This window comes from Streptomyces sp. NPDC033177, from assembly GCF_055577715.1.
Window position 1 is genome coordinate 224,981 of sequence record NZ_JBVIPS010000002.1, and the last position, 17,555, is coordinate 242,535.

General features: G+C 71.5%; 17 protein-coding genes. 9 read left to right on the forward strand and 8 right to left on the reverse strand.

Going from position 1 to position 17,555, the window contains the following annotated elements; genetic code table 11:
• Nucleotides 1-92: 92 nt before the first annotated feature.
• Complete coding sequence (locus ACZ5U5_RS07060; RefSeq protein WP_469017459.1) at nucleotides 93-1,064, reverse strand: helix-turn-helix transcriptional regulator; 972 nt, start codon at nucleotides 1,062-1,064, stop codon at nucleotides 93-95.
• A 37-nt stretch (nucleotides 1,065-1,101) separates the two neighbouring features.
• Nucleotides 1,102-2,073 carry an SDR family oxidoreductase gene (locus ACZ5U5_RS07065; RefSeq protein ID WP_469017462.1) on the reverse strand — a complete coding sequence of 324 codons (972 nt, stop codon included), beginning with the start codon at nucleotides 2,071-2,073 and terminating at the stop codon, nucleotides 1,102-1,104.
• 133 nt (nucleotides 2,074-2,206) lie between these two features.
• Between ACZ5U5_RS07065 and ACZ5U5_RS07070 the strand changes: the two genes are divergently transcribed.
• Nucleotides 2,207-2,731 (forward strand): DUF4240 domain-containing protein, encoded by a 525-nt coding sequence (locus tag ACZ5U5_RS07070; protein ID WP_469019311.1) that lies wholly within the window; start codon nucleotides 2,207-2,209, stop codon nucleotides 2,729-2,731.
• A 62-nt stretch (nucleotides 2,732-2,793) separates the two neighbouring features.
• Here ACZ5U5_RS07070 and ACZ5U5_RS07075 read toward each other — a convergent pair whose 3' ends face one another.
• Nucleotides 2,794-3,660, reverse strand: a complete 867-nt coding sequence (locus tag ACZ5U5_RS07075) for a peptidoglycan recognition protein family protein (protein WP_469017465.1) — start codon at nucleotides 3,658-3,660, stop codon at nucleotides 2,794-2,796.
• 72 nt (nucleotides 3,661-3,732) lie between these two features.
• Nucleotides 3,733-4,518: an SDR family NAD(P)-dependent oxidoreductase gene (locus ACZ5U5_RS07080; RefSeq protein WP_469017467.1), complete on the reverse strand. Its 786-nt coding sequence runs from the start codon at nucleotides 4,516-4,518 to the stop codon at nucleotides 3,733-3,735.
• A gap of 144 nt (nucleotides 4,519-4,662) precedes the next feature.
• On the opposite strand from ACZ5U5_RS07080, the gene ACZ5U5_RS07085 reads away from it, so the two are divergent.
• Nucleotides 4,663-5,340, forward strand: a complete 678-nt coding sequence (locus ACZ5U5_RS07085; RefSeq protein WP_469017470.1) for a TetR family transcriptional regulator — start codon at nucleotides 4,663-4,665, stop codon at nucleotides 5,338-5,340.
• A gap of 44 nt (nucleotides 5,341-5,384) precedes the next feature.
• Here the strand turns inward: ACZ5U5_RS07085 and ACZ5U5_RS07090 are convergent, their stop codons facing one another.
• Together ACZ5U5_RS07090 and ACZ5U5_RS07095 are read right to left on the reverse strand one after the other, a co-directional pair.
• A complete protein-coding gene (locus ACZ5U5_RS07090; protein WP_469017473.1) occupies nucleotides 5,385-6,530 on the reverse strand; it encodes a PP2C family protein-serine/threonine phosphatase in 1,146 nt (381 codons plus the stop codon).
• A gap of 96 nt (nucleotides 6,531-6,626) precedes the next feature.
• The gene (locus ACZ5U5_RS07095; RefSeq protein WP_469017475.1) at nucleotides 6,627-7,115 is read right to left on the reverse strand and encodes a GNAT family N-acetyltransferase; all 489 of its coding nucleotides are present in this window, start codon (nucleotides 7,113-7,115) and stop codon (nucleotides 6,627-6,629) included.
• Between the two features lie 62 nt (nucleotides 7,116-7,177).
• On the opposite strand from ACZ5U5_RS07095, the gene ACZ5U5_RS07100 reads away from it, so the two are divergent.
• The 3 genes from ACZ5U5_RS07100 (at nucleotide 7,178) to ACZ5U5_RS07110 (ending at nucleotide 12,034) form a co-directional block, all read left to right on the forward strand.
• Complete coding sequence (locus tag ACZ5U5_RS07100; protein ID WP_469017478.1) at nucleotides 7,178-8,113, forward strand: TIGR01777 family oxidoreductase; 936 nt, start codon at nucleotides 7,178-7,180, stop codon at nucleotides 8,111-8,113.
• Nucleotides 8,114-8,304: 191 nt separating this feature from the next.
• Nucleotides 8,305-9,645, forward strand: a complete 1,341-nt coding sequence (locus tag ACZ5U5_RS07105) for an NAD(P)/FAD-dependent oxidoreductase (RefSeq protein WP_469017481.1) — start codon at nucleotides 8,305-8,307, stop codon at nucleotides 9,643-9,645.
• A 298-nt stretch (nucleotides 9,646-9,943) separates the two neighbouring features.
• On the forward strand, nucleotides 9,944-12,034 hold the full coding sequence (locus ACZ5U5_RS07110) for a family 20 glycosylhydrolase (RefSeq protein ID WP_469017484.1): 2,091 nt from the start codon (nucleotides 9,944-9,946) through the stop codon (nucleotides 12,032-12,034).
• A 69-nt stretch (nucleotides 12,035-12,103) separates the two neighbouring features.
• On the opposite strand, the gene ACZ5U5_RS07115 is transcribed toward ACZ5U5_RS07110, so the two are convergent.
• Nucleotides 12,104-13,549, reverse strand: coding sequence for a regulator (locus ACZ5U5_RS07115; RefSeq protein WP_469017486.1), 1,446 nt, complete (start codon nucleotides 13,547-13,549; stop codon nucleotides 12,104-12,106).
• A 220-nt stretch (nucleotides 13,550-13,769) separates the two neighbouring features.
• Between ACZ5U5_RS07115 and lipB the strand changes: the two genes are divergently transcribed.
• The 4 genes from lipB to ACZ5U5_RS07135 all read left to right on the forward strand — a co-directional run bounded on the left by lipB (nucleotide 13,770) and on the right by ACZ5U5_RS07135 (nucleotide 16,928).
• Nucleotides 13,770-14,630: a lipoyl(octanoyl) transferase LipB gene (gene lipB, locus ACZ5U5_RS07120; protein WP_469017489.1), complete on the forward strand. Its 861-nt coding sequence runs from the start codon at nucleotides 13,770-13,772 to the stop codon at nucleotides 14,628-14,630.
• A 136-nt stretch (nucleotides 14,631-14,766) separates the two neighbouring features.
• Entirely contained in the window at nucleotides 14,767-15,732 is a 966-nt protein-coding gene (locus ACZ5U5_RS07125; RefSeq protein ID WP_160504647.1) for a lipoyl synthase, read from the forward strand.
• Between the two features lie 257 nt (nucleotides 15,733-15,989).
• A complete protein-coding gene (locus ACZ5U5_RS07130) occupies nucleotides 15,990-16,193 on the forward strand; it encodes an SCO2195 family GlnR-regulated protein (RefSeq protein ID WP_363208335.1) in 204 nt (67 codons plus the stop codon).
• Nucleotides 16,194-16,223: 30 nt separating this feature from the next.
• The gene (locus ACZ5U5_RS07135; RefSeq protein ID WP_469017492.1) at nucleotides 16,224-16,928 is read left to right on the forward strand and encodes a DUF4191 domain-containing protein; all 705 of its coding nucleotides are present in this window, start codon (nucleotides 16,224-16,226) and stop codon (nucleotides 16,926-16,928) included.
• A gap of 91 nt (nucleotides 16,929-17,019) precedes the next feature.
• Here the strand turns inward: ACZ5U5_RS07135 and ACZ5U5_RS07140 are convergent, their stop codons facing one another.
• Complete coding sequence (locus ACZ5U5_RS07140; RefSeq protein ID WP_469017494.1) at nucleotides 17,020-17,487, reverse strand: RDD family protein; 468 nt, start codon at nucleotides 17,485-17,487, stop codon at nucleotides 17,020-17,022.
• Nucleotides 17,488-17,555: the final 68 nt, after the last annotated feature.

Here is a 17,555-nt window from a genome sequence, read left to right on the forward strand (position 1 = left end):
GGTCCCTGTCCCCTTCTGGGGATGGGGGCCCGCTTTCGGTTGCGGGTCCGGGGTGGGTGGGCGGGGAAGATCGCCGCGAAGCGGCGTCTGAACTACCGGTAGCGGTCGGCCATTTGGCGGGCCGCCTCGGCGAAACGCTCCCGCAGGGCCGTCGGCTCGAGCACCTCCGCCTCCGGCCCCAGCGCCATGAGCTGGGTGTACGCGACATCCTCGTTCTCGACCCGAAGGGTCAGCGTCACCCAGCCCTCCTCATCCACGGGGCCCGCGGCCCCCAGTGCTTCACGCGTGGACGCGGAATCCGTGGCGTACGGAAGCTGCCGTACGCCCGCCTCGGAGAGCCGGAGCACGACCTCCGAGCGCAGGATCGCCCGTGCGAACTGCGCGGCCCGTTCCTCCCAGAAGCCCGGCAGGTCGAACTCCTCGTCGCGTACGAAGCGGTCGTCGCCCGCTGCGATCGCGGTGAAGCGGTCGATGCGGTACACCCTGAACGAACCCGTGTCGGGAACCCGCGCGCACAGATACCAGACCCCGGCCTTGAGCACGAGGCCGTAGGGCTCCAACTCCCTTTCCACCTCGGCGTCCTGGCGCCGGTAGCGGGCGGTGACGCGCCGGTCGTCCCACACCGCGTCCGCCAGCGCGGGCAGCAGTTCGGGCGCGGGCGTCTCCTTGAACCAGCCCGGCGCGTCCAGGTGGAACCGCTGCGACGCGTTCTGCGAGGCGTCCCGCAGCGAAGGCATCAGCGCCGCCGACACCTTCAGGCGGGCCGCCGACGCCGCGTCCTCCAGACCCATCTCGCGCAGCGCACCCGGCACTCCGGAGAGGAAGAGTGCCTCCGCCTCGCTGCGCCCGAGGCCGGTGAGCCGGGTGCGGTAGCCGCCGATGAGCCGGTAGCCGCCGGCCCGCCCCCGGTCCGCGTAGACCGGGACGCCCGCCTCCGAAAGGGCCTGGGCGTCCCGCGTGATGGTCCGCTCGGACACGTCGAGCTCACCCGCGAGCTCGGCGGCGGTCATGGAGGGGCGGGCCTGGAGCAGAAGCACCATCTTGATGAGGCGTGCAGCGCGCATGCCCCCATGATGCCGTCAGCCGGTGGGCGGGAGGCGGCTAGCGGTAGCCGGTGACGTCCGCGGGCTTGCCCTTCTGCTCGACCTCCGCGATGTAGCGCCAGGCATCCGGCGCCGAACCGTCGACGTCCGTGAAGCCGTACTCCTTGGCGAGACCGCCGCTGGAGAGCGACTCGCCGTTCCAGCGGGCCACTTCGGGGTCGGCGGCCAGCGCGACCAGGGCCCGGCCCACGAAAGTCGGGGTCTCGGAGATCGCGAAGTGCGGGTTCTGCGCGCGGCCGTCGAGCCAGTTCTCCTCGGTCACCTTGAAGTGCGTGTCGAGCATCGCCTCGGAGCGCAGCCAGCCGGGGGTCAGACAAAGCGCCGTGCACCCGTACTCCTTGAGCTCCTCGGCCAGACCCTTCGTCATCCGCAGCGGGGCCGACTTGGCGAGGTCGTAGTAGAAGGGCTTGCGGTAGTTGGGGCCGTTGTACTCCTCGGTCCCGTCGGTGACCTCGACGATCAGGCCGCCGGGGTTCTTGATGAGCAGCGGCAGCGCGTACCGGCTGGTGACGATGTGGGTCTCGATGCCGAGGCGCATCAGGCGCAGCCCCTTGTCGAGGTCGTGCTCCCACATCTTCTTGTCCCACTCGACGTGGACGTCACCGCCCCAGATGTCGTTGACCAGGATGTCCAGGCGGCCCTGCTCACGGTCGATCCGGTCGACGAGCGCCTCGACCTGCTCGGGCTCCAGGTGATCGGTGGGTACGGCGATGCCGGTGCCCGGTCCGCCCGCCTCCCGGCCCGCCGCGGTGATCAGCTCCGCGGTCTCCTCGATGGTCTCCTTGGTGCGCCCGACCTCGCTGGTGTGCGCCCGGGTCGTACGGCCCGTCGCGTACACGGTGGCTCCGGCGCGGCCGAGCTCCACGGCCATGGCCCGGCCCGCGCCGCGGGTGGCACCGGCGACGAGGGCGATCTTTCCGGTCAGGGGGTGCGCGGGTGCGTGCGTGGTGTTCATCTCTTCGCTCTCCATGACGTCGAGGCTGCCATCCAATGCCGACACCTGCTGTCGGGTTTTCCATGGGCATGTGCACGCATAACGAGACAGTCGCATCCGCCGCACTCCGCGTGCGTACCCACCCCTCAGGACCGATGCTTGTCCCGTGATGGACGAGACGGAGTTCTGGGAGATCGTGGACCGTACCCGCGTGGCCGCCGAGGGCGACCCCGAGGACCACGCCGACCTGCTCACCGAGAAGCTCCTCGAACTCGAGCCGGACATGGTGCTCGACTTCGCCCGTCACTTCGAGGCGCGCTACAACCGTGCCTACCGCTGGGATCTGCGGGGCGCTTCCTGGGTCCTCCTCGGTGGTGCGAGCGATGACGCCTTCGACTACTTCCGCTGCTGGCTGATCGGTCAGGGGCGCGAGGTCTTCGAGGGAGCCCTGCACGACCCGGACTCGCTCGCGGATCTCCTCGACGACTTCGACGAGGACATCGACGGCGACGGCGAGGAGCTCGGCTACGCGGCGGACGAGGCCTACGAGCAGCTCACCGGCGTGGTCACCCCCGATCTCGGCATCGCCCCCGCCCCCACGGAGCCGCAGGGAACACCGCTCGACTTCGAGAACGAGGCGGCGATGGCCCAGCGCTACCCGAGGCTGTGGGAACGCTTCGCCGAGGTCGACTGAGCCGGAACCCCGCACCTGCCCCGCCCTGACTGGCCCGTACCGCCTCTCACCGGCCCTGAAGCTCACCGGCCCTGAAGCTGTGCGGCCTTCTCCCTGATCGCGGGGAGCGCGGCCGTCAGCGCCGCACCCGGGCAGGAGGTGGTGTAGCCATCGCGGTGCCCGGACACCGCGCCGAACGCCTCGACCGCCCCCGCCGGATACCTGCTGAGGCTGTTCGTGGAGACCAGCCGCACCGTGGCGCGCGGGTCCACGTCCGAGAGACCGAGCTTCCAGGCGATCAGCCCCGCCATGGCGTCGGTCATGGCCTTGGGAACAGGCGTCCCCTCCGTGAACGTCCCGATCGCCGCGATCCCCACCGACCCCTTGTTGTAACCCTGCGTGTGCGCCCCTACGACGGCCCTCTCGATGCCGCCCGCACGCCCTTCGTAGACGGTCCCGCACCGGTCGACGAGGAAGTTGTAGCCGATGTCGTCCCACTGTCTCCCCTCGGTCTGACCGGTGTGCAGATAGCGGATGGTGCGCGCGGCGTCGCCGCAGTCGTAGCTGTTCGGGGTGTCCGTGTGGTGGATGAACACCGCCTGGACCCGGCCTGCGTACCGGGCGGGCGGCGTCTCACCCGTCGGATCGGCCAGCCAGTCGGCGCGCGGCACCACGCGTGGCCGCGCCGCGGGATGGCCCCCCTCCCGCCGCACCGGAGCCGCGGCCGCCGGCATCACCGAGTGCCGCCCGGTCACGCCCGCCCGCTCCCCGAGCCCGGCGAACGCCACCGCACCGTCACCCGCCCGCACCGACGCCCCTGACACCCCCGGCCCCACGAACCACGCACACAACAGCAGGAGTGCAACGGCCGCGGCTCCGGGCACACAGCCCAGCACCACACGCACCACCTTCGGCACGCGCGCCGCGGACGACCCACGGAAGACACGCATGCTCCGACTGTCCGGCCCACCCCCTCCACCCGCGATCCGCGCTCGGCCAATCGGGTGAACCGGGAAGGGGGCTCAGAAGTGGGTGCCGCCGTCCACCCGGACCTCGGTGCCGGTGATGAACTTGCCGTCCCGCGAGCCGAGCAGCGCGACGACCGATGCCACCGACTCCGGCCCCGCGAAGCCCTGACCGATGGCCGGCGCGAGCTTCACGAACAGGCTCATGTCGGCGTCCTCGGGCAGACCGGGGCCCACGCTCTGCCTGCTGGCACCGCTGCCGTCGGTCATGCCGCTGGATATGGAGCCGGGCTGGACGGAGTTGAAGCGAATTCCCCGCTTGCCGTACTCACTGGCCAGCGCGTGTGTCATGGACTGGATGCCGCCCTTGCTCGCCGCATACGCCGCCATGTACGGGTGGGCGAACACCGCCGAGGTGGAGCTGAAGTTGATGACGGCGGCGTCCTCGCCCGACAGGAGCGCCGGGATCGCCTCGCGGATCACCAGGAACGTGCCCACCAGGTTGATCCGGATGACCTGGTCGAAGGAATCAAGGCTGGTCTCGTGCGTGTGCGAGGAGCGGAGCACGCCCGCCGCGTTCACCAGCACGTCCAGGCCGCCGAGCGCGGCGACCGCGGCGGCGACGCCTTCGCGCACCGAGGTCTCGTCCGCGATGTCGACCACGAGGGTGGTGAGGCGGTCAGCCGCTGCGCCCGCCTTCTCGGCGGTGTCCTTCAGGCCCGCCTCGCTGACATCGGCGGCCACGACCCTGCCGCCTTCCTCCAGGATCCGCAGGACGGAGGCCTGCCCGATCCCCGAGCCACCGCCGGTGATGAGTGCACGACGGCCTGCGTAACGGTTCATGAGATGCCTCCGATCAACTACGGGCTCCCGGGTCCTTCCATGGATCCGGCTTTCCCGATCTGATTTCAATGTACGCCTAGCTGGCACGTTTTGCCATGCCGACAATTCATGTATCAGGGTGAGGTTCGCGCGTAGGCTGCGGGGGTGAGCATCCACCCGTCGCAGTCACCGCAGCCCCCGCCGTCGGCCCAGCCGTCGCTGACCGAGCGCCGCAAGGCCGCCACGCAGCTCGACATCGCCCGCGCGGCGGCCGAGCTCTTCGCCGAGCGCGGCCCGGACGGCACCACGGCCGAGGAGATCGCGGGCCGGGCAGGAGTGGCGCTGCGCACCTTCTACCGGTACTTCCGCAACAAACAGGACGCGGTCGGCCCGCTCCTCGCGGGCGGCGCCGATGAGTGGCGGGCCCATCTGGCGGCCCTCGACCCGGCCGCCGGCGTGCCGACGGCCCTGGAGCAATCGATCGCGGACGCGCTGACCGCGGCGGACGACCACGCGGCCGAGGCCCTGGAGTGGACCCGCGGCCTGCTGCGCGCCGCGCAGGACGACCCGGCGCTGCGCGCCGTCTGGTACCGCGTGAACCAGGAGTCCGAGGAGCAGCTCGTGCCCGTACTGGCGCGGCTGGCCGGGGACGACGCCGACGAGCTGGACGTACGCCTGGCCGCCGCGGCCGCCACCGACGCCATCCGCCTGGCCCTGGAGACCTGGGCCGCGGGGGACGCACCGGCCGAGGGGCCCGGCTCCCCCGCCGTCCTCGCGGTGCGCTGCCTGCGCGAACTGACCGGCGGGCTGCGGCTCCTGGCCGCACGGCAGGCGGACGCCTAGACCCGGGCCCTGAAGCGGCTTCCCGGTCGGAAGGGCCCTAGGGCTTACGGCTCCGGGACCACCCGCGGGCTCGGCCGCCCGTCCGGCCCGAGGTCCATGGAGAACGCCAGCAGGGCCACGTCGTCCCCGACCCCGCCGGAGAACCGCACCAGGTCCTTCCAGACCGCGGACGTCATCGCCGCCGGGTCGTCCCGCAGGTCGGCGCAGAGCACCGGAAGGCGTTCGGTCAGCGGATAGAAGGCGCCGGACCCGTCGCGCGCCTCGGTCACCCCGTCGGTCACCACGAGCAGCCGGTCGCCGGGCCGCAGGCCCACGGTCACCTCTTCGGGCGGGGCGACTCCCGCGATCCCCAGGCCCAGCGGAGCGCCCGGCGCCACGGCGAGCTCCTCGACGGACCCGCCCCGCAGCAGCAGCGGGGGCGGGTGGCCGCAGGAGACGACCCGCAGCTCGGCCGCGTCGCCCCGGAACTCCAGGAGCACGGCGGTGGCGAAGAGTTCGGCGTGCTCGGCCTCCTCGGAGTCGACCACGAGCCGCCGGTCGAGCCGGCCGGCGACCCCCTCCAGGTCGGGCTGGTCGAGCACCGCCTCCCGGAAGGCGCCGAGCAGCGCGGCGACCGTGCCGACGGCCGCGAGGCCGTGCCCCTGCACATCCCCCACCAGCGCCCGTACGCCGCTGGGCCCCTTGCGCACGTCGAAGAGGTCACCGCCGACCAGCGTGCCGCCCTGGGCCGCGCGGTAGAGGCCCGCGCAGCGCACCGGGCCCACGCGCTCCGGCAGCGGCGGCAGGACGGCGAACTGGGCGGCTTCGGCGACGGTGCGCACGGTGACGAGCTGGGTGTCGCGGCGGCTGCGTACCCAGGCGAACACGATGCTCAGCAGCGCCACGAAGGCCACCGTCAGCACATCGCTGTCCCCGGGGCGGCCGAGCCCGAAGCCCGGCAGGTAGAGCAGCAGCACCACGGTGCCGCCGAAGAGGGCCGTGACAAAGGCGCCGTACGACAGCGCGGCCAGCGGCGGCACGGCGGCGAGCAGGAAGCTGAGGTCGACCGTCTCCGGGGTGGAGAGCTGGATGACGCAGGTCACGACCAGGAGCACGGGCGGAGGCCAGCGCACCCAGGTGGGCGGTGGCGCGCCGCGCAGCCAGCCGGGCTCGTCCCGGTCCCGCCGGCTGGCAGCAGCGACCCTGAACATCGGTTCGCTCCTTCCGGTCGGCCATTCCACGCTCCTACGCGCGCGTGCCCGCCGCACGCCGGGCCGGTCCGTCGGGTGGCAGCCCCCGGGGGAGTCTCAGAGCACGCGCCCCATCAGCACGTCGTCCACGTACACGCCGTCGAGGAAGAACTCACCCGGAAGCACCCCCTCGATCACGAAGCCCTCGGAGGCGTAGAGCGTCCGGGCCGGGATGTTGTGGCCGAGCACTCGCAGCGTGATGCGCCGCGCGCCCTGGCGCCGGGCCTCCTCCACCGCGGCCCTGACCAGACGGCGGCCCACTCCCTTGCCGCGCACCTCGTCCGCGACGGCGAAGCCCAGGATCTGGCGCACGTGGGCGTTGGCCAGGACGGAGGTGGGATATCCGAGCCGTATGTAGCCGACGACCACGCCGTCCAGCTCGGCGACCAAGTGGTCGTGCGGCCCGAAGCGTTCACTGAAGAACGGCGGGTACGGAAGCTGCGGAGCAGGCTGTACCGCGTGCAGGGTGGACCAGGTGACGCGGTCGATGCGGCCGAGGGCTTCTTCGTCGTCCGGCAGAGCGGTACGTATGAGCGTGTCCTGCATGAGCGTCACTGTACGACGACTGCCTGACGCCTCTTGGGGTGTTTCCGGGGCAGGATGAGTTCATGGCACCCACCGATCCCGAGCAGTCGTCCCCTTCGTCGCGGCGGTCCCGTATCGCCGTGGCCGGTGCGTCCGGCCTCATCGGAACGGCGCTGACACGCGCCCTCGCCGACGACGGCCACGAGGTGGTGCGGCTGGTGCGCCGGGAGCCTCGCACGAAGCAGGAGGTGCGCTGGGACCCCAAGAAGGGATACGTGGACACGGCGGGGCTCGCGGGCTGCGACGCGCTGGTCAACCTGGCGGGAGCCGGGATCGGTGACCGCCGCTGGACGGACGCCTACAAGCAGGAGCTGCGCGACAGCAGGGTGCTCGGCACCGCGGCACTCGCCGAGGCGGCAGCCGCCCTCGACGAGCCGCCCCGGGTGTTCCTGTGCGCGAGTGCGATCGGCTACTACGGAGACACCGGTCAGCGGGCGGTGGACGAAAGTGCCCCCTCCGGAGAGGGCTTCCTGCCGTCCCTGTGCGTGGAGTGGGAGGGCGCGGCCGCCGCGGCGCACACGGCGGGCATCCGCACGGTCTTCGCGCGCAACGGCCTGGTGGTGGCGCGCGAGGGCGGGGCCTGGCAGCGAATGTTCCCGCTCTTCAAGGCGGGGCTCGGCGGGCGGCTCGGCGACGGCAGGCAGTACTGGAGCTACATCTCGCTGCACGACGCGGTGGCCGCGCTGCGGCACCTGATCGACACGGAGACCCTGGCGGGTCCGGTCAATCTGACCGCGCCCGACCCGCTGACCAACCGCGAGGTGACGGCCGCGATGGGACGGGTGCTGCACCGGCCCACGCTCTTCGCGGCGCCCGCGCCCGCGCTGCGCGTCGTGCTCGGCGAGATGGCCGGTGACGTCCTCGGCAGCCAGCGGGTGCTGCCGACCCGGCTCCTGGAGTCGGGCTTCTCGTTCGCGTTCCCGGGCATCGAGGAGACGCTCCGCGCGGCGCTGCGGTAAAGGGCCTGCCCCACCACAGGCTTCACCCGGCCATCGCGCTACCGCCGCGCGCCCGGCGTGCGACCGTGCCCGGTCGATGCGCGACTGCCCTCGACCGTGCGTACTCCTACCCTCGTGCGGAACTCGGTGATTCCGAAGCCCTGTTGAGGGCATGACGTCCCCAGCAGCCGCGCAACCTCGGGGAGGGGCACGTGCTAGAGCCTGCGGACCATGCGGATGTCGTCATCGTGGGAGCTGGGGTCGCGGGGCTGTCGGCCGCCCGCCAGCTGACCAGTGCTGGTGTAACGACCGTCGTCCTGGAAGCCGCCCCTTACGTCGGCGGGCGCATGTCGACGGAGAAGGTCGACGGGTTCCGGCTCGACAGGATCGGGCAGTTGCTCACCACGTCCTACCCCGAGTTGCGACACACGCCGGGGCTCGACGCCCTCGTACTGCGGCCCTTCGTGCCCGGCGTCCTCGTGCACAGCGACGGCCGGCACCACCGCGCCGTCGAGCCCACGAGCCCCCGGCGCGCAAGGGGCGCACTCACCGCCGCACGCGCCCTCGCAAGCGCCCCCAGGGGTCCGCGCATCGCACGGACCACGCCCCGCGCCGCCCCCCTCGGCGGTGCGCTCGACCAGGCCCGGCTCGGCGCCGCACTCGCCAGGCTCGCGGCGACCGACCCGAAGCGTCTGCTCACCCGCCCCGAACTCCCCGCCTCGCAGGCTCTCTTCGCCCGGGGCCTGCCCGCGCGCACCGTCACCGGCTTCCTGCGCCCGCTGCTCTCCGCGCTCCTCTGCGACCCGGACCTGACGACATCGAGCCGCTGCGCCGACCTCGCCCTGCACTCCTTCGCACGCGGCCGCCTGTGCCTGCCCGAGGGCGGCGCAGAGGTGCTGCCCGAGCTCCTGGCGGCCGCGCTGCCACCGGGGACGGTCCGCACCGGCGTACGTGTCACGGGCGTCTCCACGACCTCCGTCACCACCGCCGAACACGGTGAGGTGCGCTGCCGCGCGGTCCTGTTGGCCACCGACGCCCGGGCCGCCGCCGCCCTGCTGCCCGGCCTGCGCGTGCCGTCCTTCCACCAGGTGACGGTGCTGCACCACGCGGCGCCCGAGCCGCCGCTCGCCGAGCCCGCGCTGCTGCTCGACGCCGACCGTTCGGGCCCGGTCGCGCACACGGCCGTCGTCAGCCACGTCGACCCCTCGCGCGCGCCCGCCGGCAGGTCGCTCGTCTCCTCGACGGTCCTCGGCCCGCCGCCGGACGAGCGCGCCGTCCTCGCCCATCTCGCCGAGCTGTACGGCACGTCGACCGCCCGCTGGGAAACCCTCGCCGTCCACCACACCCGCGAGGCGGTGCCCGCGATGCCGCCGCCACACGATCTGCGCCGCCCGGTGCGGCTGCTCTCGGGGCTCTACGTGTGCGGCGACCACCGGGACACCAGCACGGTGCAGGGCGCCCTGCACTCGGGCCGCCGCGCGGCGCGGGCCGCACTCGTGGACCTCGGCGTGGACCCCGCCCAAGACACGGGACACCTACCCATGGCGGCCTGACAGCCATCCGACCTCTGCGTCATCCCTGGAAGCCCTCGCGTTCCCACGCGGGGGCTTCCCCCTTTCCCGGACGCCCTCCCCCCGTACACCCCACCGAACCTCACCCACCCCTGCAACTTCCCTTGCCACACCGGAACCCCACGGCTACGGTCCCACCGGATCGCCAAGCCGCGGGAGGACCCACGTGCGTCGCACCATCCCGGTGATATCACTCATCCTCGGCCTATTCATGGGAGGTCTATCGTTGCCGACCGCCACAGCAGCCACCGCAGGGATCGCAGAGACCGCAGAAACCGACGTGCCCTCCGTGGTCCCCCGCCCCACCGACTGGACCGCGCTCGACGGCCGTACGAAGCTCACCGAACGCACCCGCATCCTGATCGACCCGCGCGCCGGATCCACCACCGCGCTCCCCTCGGGCCGCGCCGAATTCCCGGGCCCCGCACACCAGTCCGTACGCAAGCTCGCCGACCAGCTCCGTACGGAGATCAAGCAGGTCACCGGCATCACGCCCCGGATCGCTTACACAGGCCGACCGGCCGCCGGTGACATCACGCTCGGCCTCACCGCCAAGGGGAACCTCGGAGCCGAGGGCTACGGCTTCGACAGCGCGGGCCCGATCCGCATCAAGGCCGCGTCCACCCACGGCCTCTACTACGGCACCCGCACGCTCCTCCAGCTCCTGCGCTCCACGGCCGACGACCACCGCGCCGTCCCCCGCGCCCGCTCCACCGACCGCCCCGCGCAGGCCATCCGCATGGTCCACCTCGACGCGGGACGCAAGTACTGGAAGATCTCCTACCTGGAGAACCTGATCCGCAGGATGGGCGACCAGAAGCTCAACACCCTCTTCCTGCACCTCTCCGAGTCCGAGGGGTTCCGCCTCCACAGCCCGAAGTTCCCGGGTCTCGCCGACCCCGACCACAGCTACAGCCGCGCCGACATCGAACACCTGAAGGCCTTCGCGGCCCGCCACCACGTCCAGTTGATGCCCGGCCTCGAACTCCCCGGCCACGCCACCGTGATCAGTGAGGCCTTCGGCATCGGCTTCGGGTCCGGCGCCGGCGCGTGCACCGGCGCCCACACGCACTCACACCTCACGCCCGACTGGATCATCGACATGACCAGCGACAAGGCGGTCGCGAAGTCCAAGGAGATCGTGGACGAGTTCGCGGGCTGGTTCGACGCCCCGCTGTTCTCGATCGGCGCCGAGGAGGTCCCCGGACAGCTCGCCCAGTGCCCGCGCGTGAAGAATCACCTGGCCCAGAGCCCGGACGTGGACACGCTCGGCGACCTTCTGAACCGCTACATCAACACCCTTGACGACGTCGTCACTTCGCACGGCAAGCGCACGGCCGTGTACAACGGCTCCGAGCATCTCGACGCGCCCCGGCAGCAGGTGCACGCCCCGGTCGTCTTCCTCACCTGGGAGGGCACGGACGCCGAGCCCGCGATCCCAGGCCACGACGAGATCGCCATCGGCCCGTTCTACGACACCCCGAACAACTACCACCACCTGTATCCGGACGAGCCCTGGATGTACGACAGCTGGGCGCCGAACACCGACCCCGACATGCTCGGCTCCGGCGTCACCAACTGGGCCGACTACAACTTCTGGGCCGACGACGGCTACTTCGAGCAGAGCATGGCGGGCGCCCGCGCGATCCTCGCCGACCGCGCCTGGAACAAGTCCGCGACGCCGGACACACTCGCCGGCTTCCGGGCCCGCGCCGCCCGCATAGGCGACCCCCCGGGCACCACGCCCGCGCCGGTACCGCCGAGGGTGGAGGGCCGGCCGAGCCACCACTGGACGTTCGACGACGCCACCTACCCCAGCGGCTGGACCTACGCGGGCAGCCCCGGCAACACGATCCTCGCCGAGGACGCGGCGGGCTCCCTCCCCGGCACCTCGTACATCATCAACAACCCCACCCCCGTGCAGGGCGTGCGCGGCCAGGCCTGGCGCTTCGACTCCGACCGCGACGGCGTCGGCTTCGGCGGTCTCGACGTAGCCGAGCCGTGGACCGTGTCCGTGCAGGTCCGCCCGACGGCCCGGACCGGGGACCAGGTCCTTCTCAGCTCGAAGGCGGGCGCACTGAAGCTGATGCAGCACGGCACCGGAAAGGTCGGCTTCACGCGGTACGGCGCGGCCGACTTCAGCTTCGACCACACGCTGCCGCTCGACCGCTGGACGCGGCTGACGTGGGTGACGACTCCGGGACACACCACCCTGTACGCCGACGGGCAGCGGGTCGGGTCCGTCGACGCGTCGATCCCGCTGCCGCTGCGCTCCATCGGGACGGAGAAGGCGAGCCTGCGGGGCGACCTCGACCAACTCACCACGTGGGATGAGGCGTTGTCCGCCAAGGATGTCGCGCGCCTGCGCTGAGCCCCGGTCCCGCACATGTGTAAGGGGCGGGCCCTCGCAGGCCCGCCCCTTACACATCGCCCCCGGAGGTCAGCCCAGCGCCGACACCCGGTCGCGATACCCGCGTACCGCCGCAGCGTCGCGGTACGGCTCCAGCCGCCGCTCGAAGTCGCGTACGTACTCGACGGCCCGCACCGAGCGCATCTCGCCCGCCGCCTGCGCCGCCTCCGCTCCCAGCTGGCAGGCCTGCTCCAGCTCGCCCAGGGCAAGGCGCGAGGAAGCGAGCACGACCCGGCAGAACAGGCGGCTGCGGGCGTACCCAGGAGCGCGCAGTTGGAGCGAGCGCTCCGCGTGCTGGGCTGCCACGCGGTACTGCTGGAGGTCCCGGTGGCAGTGCCCGAACTCATCCGCGAGCTGCGCCTCGTCGAAGAACCGCGCCCAGTAGGGGACCTCGTCGCCCGGCCGCGACGTCTCCAGGGCGCGCTCGGCCCGCACCATCGACGCCGTGCACGCCCGCACCTCGCCGAGCACCCCGTGGCCACGCGCCTCGACCGAGTGCAGCAGGGCCTGCACGACGGGCGGCGCCGATGACCCGACGCCCTGCTGGGCCACCCGCGCCAGTTGTACGGCCTCTCTGCCGTGCCCGAGGTAGACGGCCTGGCGGCTCATGGTGACCAGGACGTACGAGCCGTACGCGCGGTCGCCCGCCGCCTGTGAGAGGCGCAGCGCCTGGACGTAGTAGCGCTGGGCGAGGCCGTGCGCCGCGATGTCGTACGAGGTCCAGCCCGCGAGGCGGGTGAGGTCGGCGGCGGCCGCGAAGAGCCGCCGCCCGGCCTGTTCGCCGTACGTGCCGCGCAGCATCGGCTCGGCCTCGTGCTCCAGGTAGCGCACGAGCGCCTGCCGGGCGTGCCCGCCGCCGTACGCGTGGTCGAGCGCCCTGAAGAGTTCGCCGACGGAGCGCAGGGCCGAGATGTCGCCGCTGGTCACCTTGGCCCCGGCGCCACGCTCGGGCTCCTTGCGCTGGCGCGGTATGGCGGGCCGGCCCTGGGTGGGGACGCGGGTGGCGCTCGGCGCGTAGTCGCCTCGGCTCACCCGGTCGTCGGCGCGGCCGATCAGCCAGTCCCGGCTGGGGACGACGAGGCCCGCCGGGGTGAACGCGATCTTCCGCAGTTCGGCATGGCTTCCGGAGTCCTTGCGCCAGAGTCCGCCGACGATGTCGATCGCTTCTTCAGGGCTCGCCGCGAACTCAAGACCGGCGTACACCGGCGCACAGGCGTCGAGCCCGAGATCCTGCGCTGAGAGCCGGCGTCCTAACCGCCGGGTGAAGACCTCGGCGATCAGGGCGGGGGTGGTGCCGCGCGGCTGCTGCCCGCGCAGCCAGCGGGTCACCGAGGTCTTGTCGTACCGCAGGTCGAGACCGTGCTCGAGGCCCAGCTGATCGACGCGGCGCGCGAGCCCCGCATTGGAGAACCCGGCTTCTGAGATGAGCGCGGCTAGCTGGCGGTTTGGGGTGCGCTGCGGAGGTCGTTCCGTCATCAGCTGTGCGGTCTCCTGCCTTTCGGGCGTGGCCGTGAGCAGCCCTTATGGCTCTGTGAACGGCGTGAATGTAGCGGCCCCCACTGCCCTCATCGCGACCTTCGACCCGCATTCATCCGATCGTGTGAGGATTGACCGGACGACTGACGAGAATCCGCTGCCCGTACAGTGGCTGGGGGCGCGATATGTGCACGGTGCAGGTTCTAGGGAGGCACTTGCCGTGAGTGAGTTTCGGTTCGTCCGTCTTGGCTTCGGCCCGGATTCGGTCGAGTACCAAGAGGCCTGGGACGAGCAGCGCCGCGTGCACGCCGCCCGCTTCGCCGACGAACTGCCCGACACGTGTCTGCTGCTCGAGCACCTGCCGGTCTACACCGCGGGCCGCCGCACGCAGGACAGCGAGCGCCCGCTGGACGGCACCCCCGTCATCGACGTGGACCGCGGCGGCAAGATCACCTGGCACGGCCCCGGACAGCTCGTGGGCTACCCGATCCAGAAGCTGCCGCGCCCGGTGGACGTCGTAGCACACGTGCGCCGTCTGGAAGAGGCGCTTATCCGTACGTGTGCGGAGTTCGGCCTGGAGACGTCCCGCGTGGAGGGGCGCAGTGGCGTATGGGTCCTCGGTGACCCCGTGGACGAGCGTCCGGCGCTGGGCGGCCTGACGCTGGACCTCGACCCCCGGACGCAGGACGACGAGTTCGACGCCCGGTTCAACGGCCCGGAGTACGCCCCCTCCAACGCGGGCCAGCGCCGCGAGGACCGCAAGATCGCGGCCATCGGCATCCGGGTCGCCAAGGGCGTGACGATGCACGGCTTCGCGCTGAACGTGAACCCGGACAACACCTGGTTCGACAAGATCATCCCGTGTGGCATCCGCGATGCGGGCGTGACGTCCCTCTCGTACGAGCTGGGCCGCGAGGTCACGATCGCCGAGATCCTGCCCGTCGCCGAGAAGCACCTGCGGGACGTCCTGGAGAACGCGGAGCTCAAGCCGCGGACCGTGGAGAAGACCGCCGGGCAGACCGCCGGAGAGACCGCCGGGCAGACGGTTGAGAGCCCGGAAACCGAGAAGGCGACCGCCTAGAAAGCCGGTACGGCCAGGCCTGCCGGGAGCCTCGGGGAATGCACCCCGTCGGCCGGAGGTTGGCCGGACGTCAGCCCAATGACATCACGGGCGTACCCTGGTGTGCGCCGAAGAATCGAAGCTACAGGGAGCCGATGTGTCCGCAGTCGCACCGGACGGACGCAAGATGCTGCGCCTCGAGGTCCGGAACGCCCAGACCCCGATCGAGCGCAAGCCCGAGTGGATCAAGACCCGGGCGAAAATGGGCCCCGAGTACACGAAGATGCAGAACCTCGTGAAGAGCGAGGGCTTGCACACGGTCTGCCAGGAGGCGGGCTGTCCCAACATCTACGAGTGCTGGGAAGACCGTGAGGCCACCTTCCTCATCGGCGGCGACCAGTGCACCCGGCGCTGCGACTTCTGCCAGATCGACACGGGCAAGCCGCAGGCCCTCGACCGCGACGAGCCGCGCCGCGTCGGTGAGTCCGTCGTCACGATGGACCTGAACTACGCCACGATCACCGGCGTCGCCCGCGACGACCTGGACGACGGCGGCGCCTGGCTGTACGCGGAGACCGTGCGGCAGATCCACGCGATGACGGCGGAGCGCGCCGAGGGCAAGACCAAGGTCGAGCTGCTCATCCCCGACTTCAACGCCGACCCCGACCAGCTGGCCGAGGTGTTCTCCTCGCGCCCCGAGGTCCTCGGGCACAACGTGGAGACGGTGCCGCGCATCTTCAAGCGGATCCGCCCCGGCTTCCGCTTCGAGCGCTCGCTCGAGGTCATCACCCGCGCCCGTGAGGCCGGCCTGGTCACCAAGTCGAACCTCATCCTGGGCATGGGCGAGGAGCGCGAGGAGATCAGCGAGGCGCTGCACGCGCTGCACGACGCGGGCTGCGAGCTCATCACGATCACGCAGTACCTCCGTCCGACGCCGCGTCACCACCCCGTGGAGCGCTGGGCCAAGCCGCAGGAGTTCGTGGAGCTGAAGGAGGAGGCCGAGGAGATCGGCTTCTCCGGTGTCATGTCAGGACCGCTGGTCCGCTCCTCGTACCGCGCGGGGCGCCTCTACCAGATGGCGATCGAGAAGCGCGGGGCGTACGTGGCCTCGCAGGCGGTGTGAGCCCCGCACCCCCTCAGGCGGCAGCCGACTGTGTGAATCGGCGCACAAGCGACTACTGACGAGTAGTGGCCGAGATGACGCGGCTGTCACGGTCCCCGCAGGTGAGGGGACCGTAGCGGCCGCGTCAGTGTTTTGCGGCCCGGCGTCAAGGCTTCATCCGTGTTTGACCGGTCGGTCACGCCCTGGTAACACCAATCAGTGACCCTGGAATCACCCCACGTACAGCCCTACCCATAGCCGCCCAGGAGGGCCCCACCATGCAGGCCGCGCCCGTACGCGCCACCGCCATCCCGTCCGTCACCGACGCACTGCGTGCCGTCGAGTCGATTCTCATGAGCAGCGGTCAGCGCACCGCTCGCCGCAACGCCTGGACGTCCGTGCTCGACGACCGGCGCCGCGCCAAGGACCGGGCCGAGGCGCTGCGTGTGCTCGAAGAGGCGATGACAACCCGCACGTCGTAGTCACCTCCAGGGACACGTAGACTTCACGGCATGGCGAGGAAGGAAACCGCGGCGGACGCCGCGAACCCCGGGCGACTCAAGCAGATCGCTCAGACCTACAAGATGACCCGCAGGGCCGATCCGCGGATCGGTCTCATCATCGCGGCTGTGGGAATCGTCACCTTTGGTGTCTTCCTCGGAATCGGCTTCTTGATCGGTCACCCGATCTATCTCGGCATTCTCGGCTTCGTGCTCGCCTTCCTCGCGATGGCGATCGTCTTCGGGCGCAGGGCCGAGCGTGCGGCCTTCGGGCAGATGGAGGGCCAGCCCGGTGCGGCGGCCGCGGTGCTCGACAAGATCGGCCGCGGCTGGACGACGACTCCGGCGGTGGCGATGAACCGCAGCCAGGACGTCGTGCACCGCACGGTCGGCAAGGCGGGCATCGTGCTCGTCGCCGAGGGCAACCCGAACCGCGTGAAGAGCCTGCTGGCCGCCGAGAAGAGGCGGATGGCGCGGGTCGTCTCGGACGTCCCGGTCCACGACGTCATCGTCGGCACCGGCGAGGGCCAGGTCCCGCTGAAGAAGCTGCGTACGACGCTTCTGAAGCTGCCCCGCGTTCTCCAGGGCCCGCAGGTCACGGCGACGAACGACCGGCTGCGCGCGATGGGCGACCTGATGAGCAACATGCCGTTGCCGAAGGGGCCGATGCCGAAGGGTGCGGGACGCGGTCGCCCGCCGAAAATGCCGCGAGGCTGAGCGAACCTTCCAGCGCCGGCGAACTCCTACATGGACGAAGGCCCCGGAACCGATCGGTTCCGGGGCCTTCGTCGTACGTGCGTCGGAGATCTCAGATACGCACCTGGACGGCGCGGCCGAGGCGGTCGTGGAGGCCGCGGCCGTCGCGGTCCCAGATCAGGGCCGGGACGGCGACGCAGAGCAGCAGGCTGCGGATGAGGACGCGGGTGACGCCGAGCCGGCCGCCGCCCTCGGCGATGACGCGCAGCCTGAAGAGGGCCTTGCCGGGGGTGCAGCCGACCGTGCCGACCGTCAGGACGGTCATGACGAAGAAGATGCCGAGGGCCCAGTTGCCCATCGCCTGCTGGTCACCGCGAGCGAACAGGCCGTATGCGATGAGCATGCACAGCGCCCAGTCGACGACGACGGCGCCCATGCGCCGTCCGGGCCGCGCGATCGATCCCGGCCCCTCCTCCGGCAGGCCGAGCTGCTCGCCGCGGTACCCGAAGTCGACGCCCGCTTCCTCTGCCGCCGCACGAGGGCCGGAGAGCCACGATCCGATTGCTTGCCTGTTGTCCACCCGTCCACGGTACTGCGCCCGATTTCGTACGAGGACGGGCGGGGTAGGGCGAATGACACCTGACGCGA

Coding starts and splice junctions, on each gene's coding strand:
- ACZ5U5_RS07060 (WP_469017459.1), bottom strand. CDS start 1,064: ATGCGCGCTGCACGCCTCATCAAGATGGTGCTTCTGCTCCAGGCCCGC.
- ACZ5U5_RS07065 (WP_469017462.1), bottom strand. CDS start 2,073: ATGGAGAGCGAAGAGATGAACACCACGCACGCACCCGCGCACCCCCTG.
- ACZ5U5_RS07070 (WP_469019311.1), top strand. CDS start 2,207: ATGGACGAGACGGAGTTCTGGGAGATCGTGGACCGTACCCGCGTGGCC.
- ACZ5U5_RS07075 (WP_469017465.1), bottom strand. CDS start 3,660: ATGCGTGTCTTCCGTGGGTCGTCCGCGGCGCGCGTGCCGAAGGTGGTG.
- ACZ5U5_RS07080 (WP_469017467.1), bottom strand. CDS start 4,518: ATGAACCGTTACGCAGGCCGTCGTGCACTCATCACCGGCGGTGGCTCG.
- ACZ5U5_RS07090 (WP_469017473.1), bottom strand. CDS start 6,530: ATGTTCAGGGTCGCTGCTGCCAGCCGGCGGGACCGGGACGAGCCCGGC.
- ACZ5U5_RS07095 (WP_469017475.1), bottom strand. CDS start 7,115: ATGCAGGACACGCTCATACGTACCGCTCTGCCGGACGACGAAGAAGCC.
- ACZ5U5_RS07100 (WP_469017478.1), top strand. CDS start 7,178: ATGGCACCCACCGATCCCGAGCAGTCGTCCCCTTCGTCGCGGCGGTCC.
- ACZ5U5_RS07115 (WP_469017486.1), bottom strand. CDS start 13,549: ATGACGGAACGACCTCCGCAGCGCACCCCAAACCGCCAGCTAGCCGCG.
- ACZ5U5_RS07130 (WP_363208335.1), top strand. CDS start 15,990: ATGCAGGCCGCGCCCGTACGCGCCACCGCCATCCCGTCCGTCACCGAC.
- ACZ5U5_RS07135 (WP_469017492.1), top strand. CDS start 16,224: ATGGCGAGGAAGGAAACCGCGGCGGACGCCGCGAACCCCGGGCGACTC.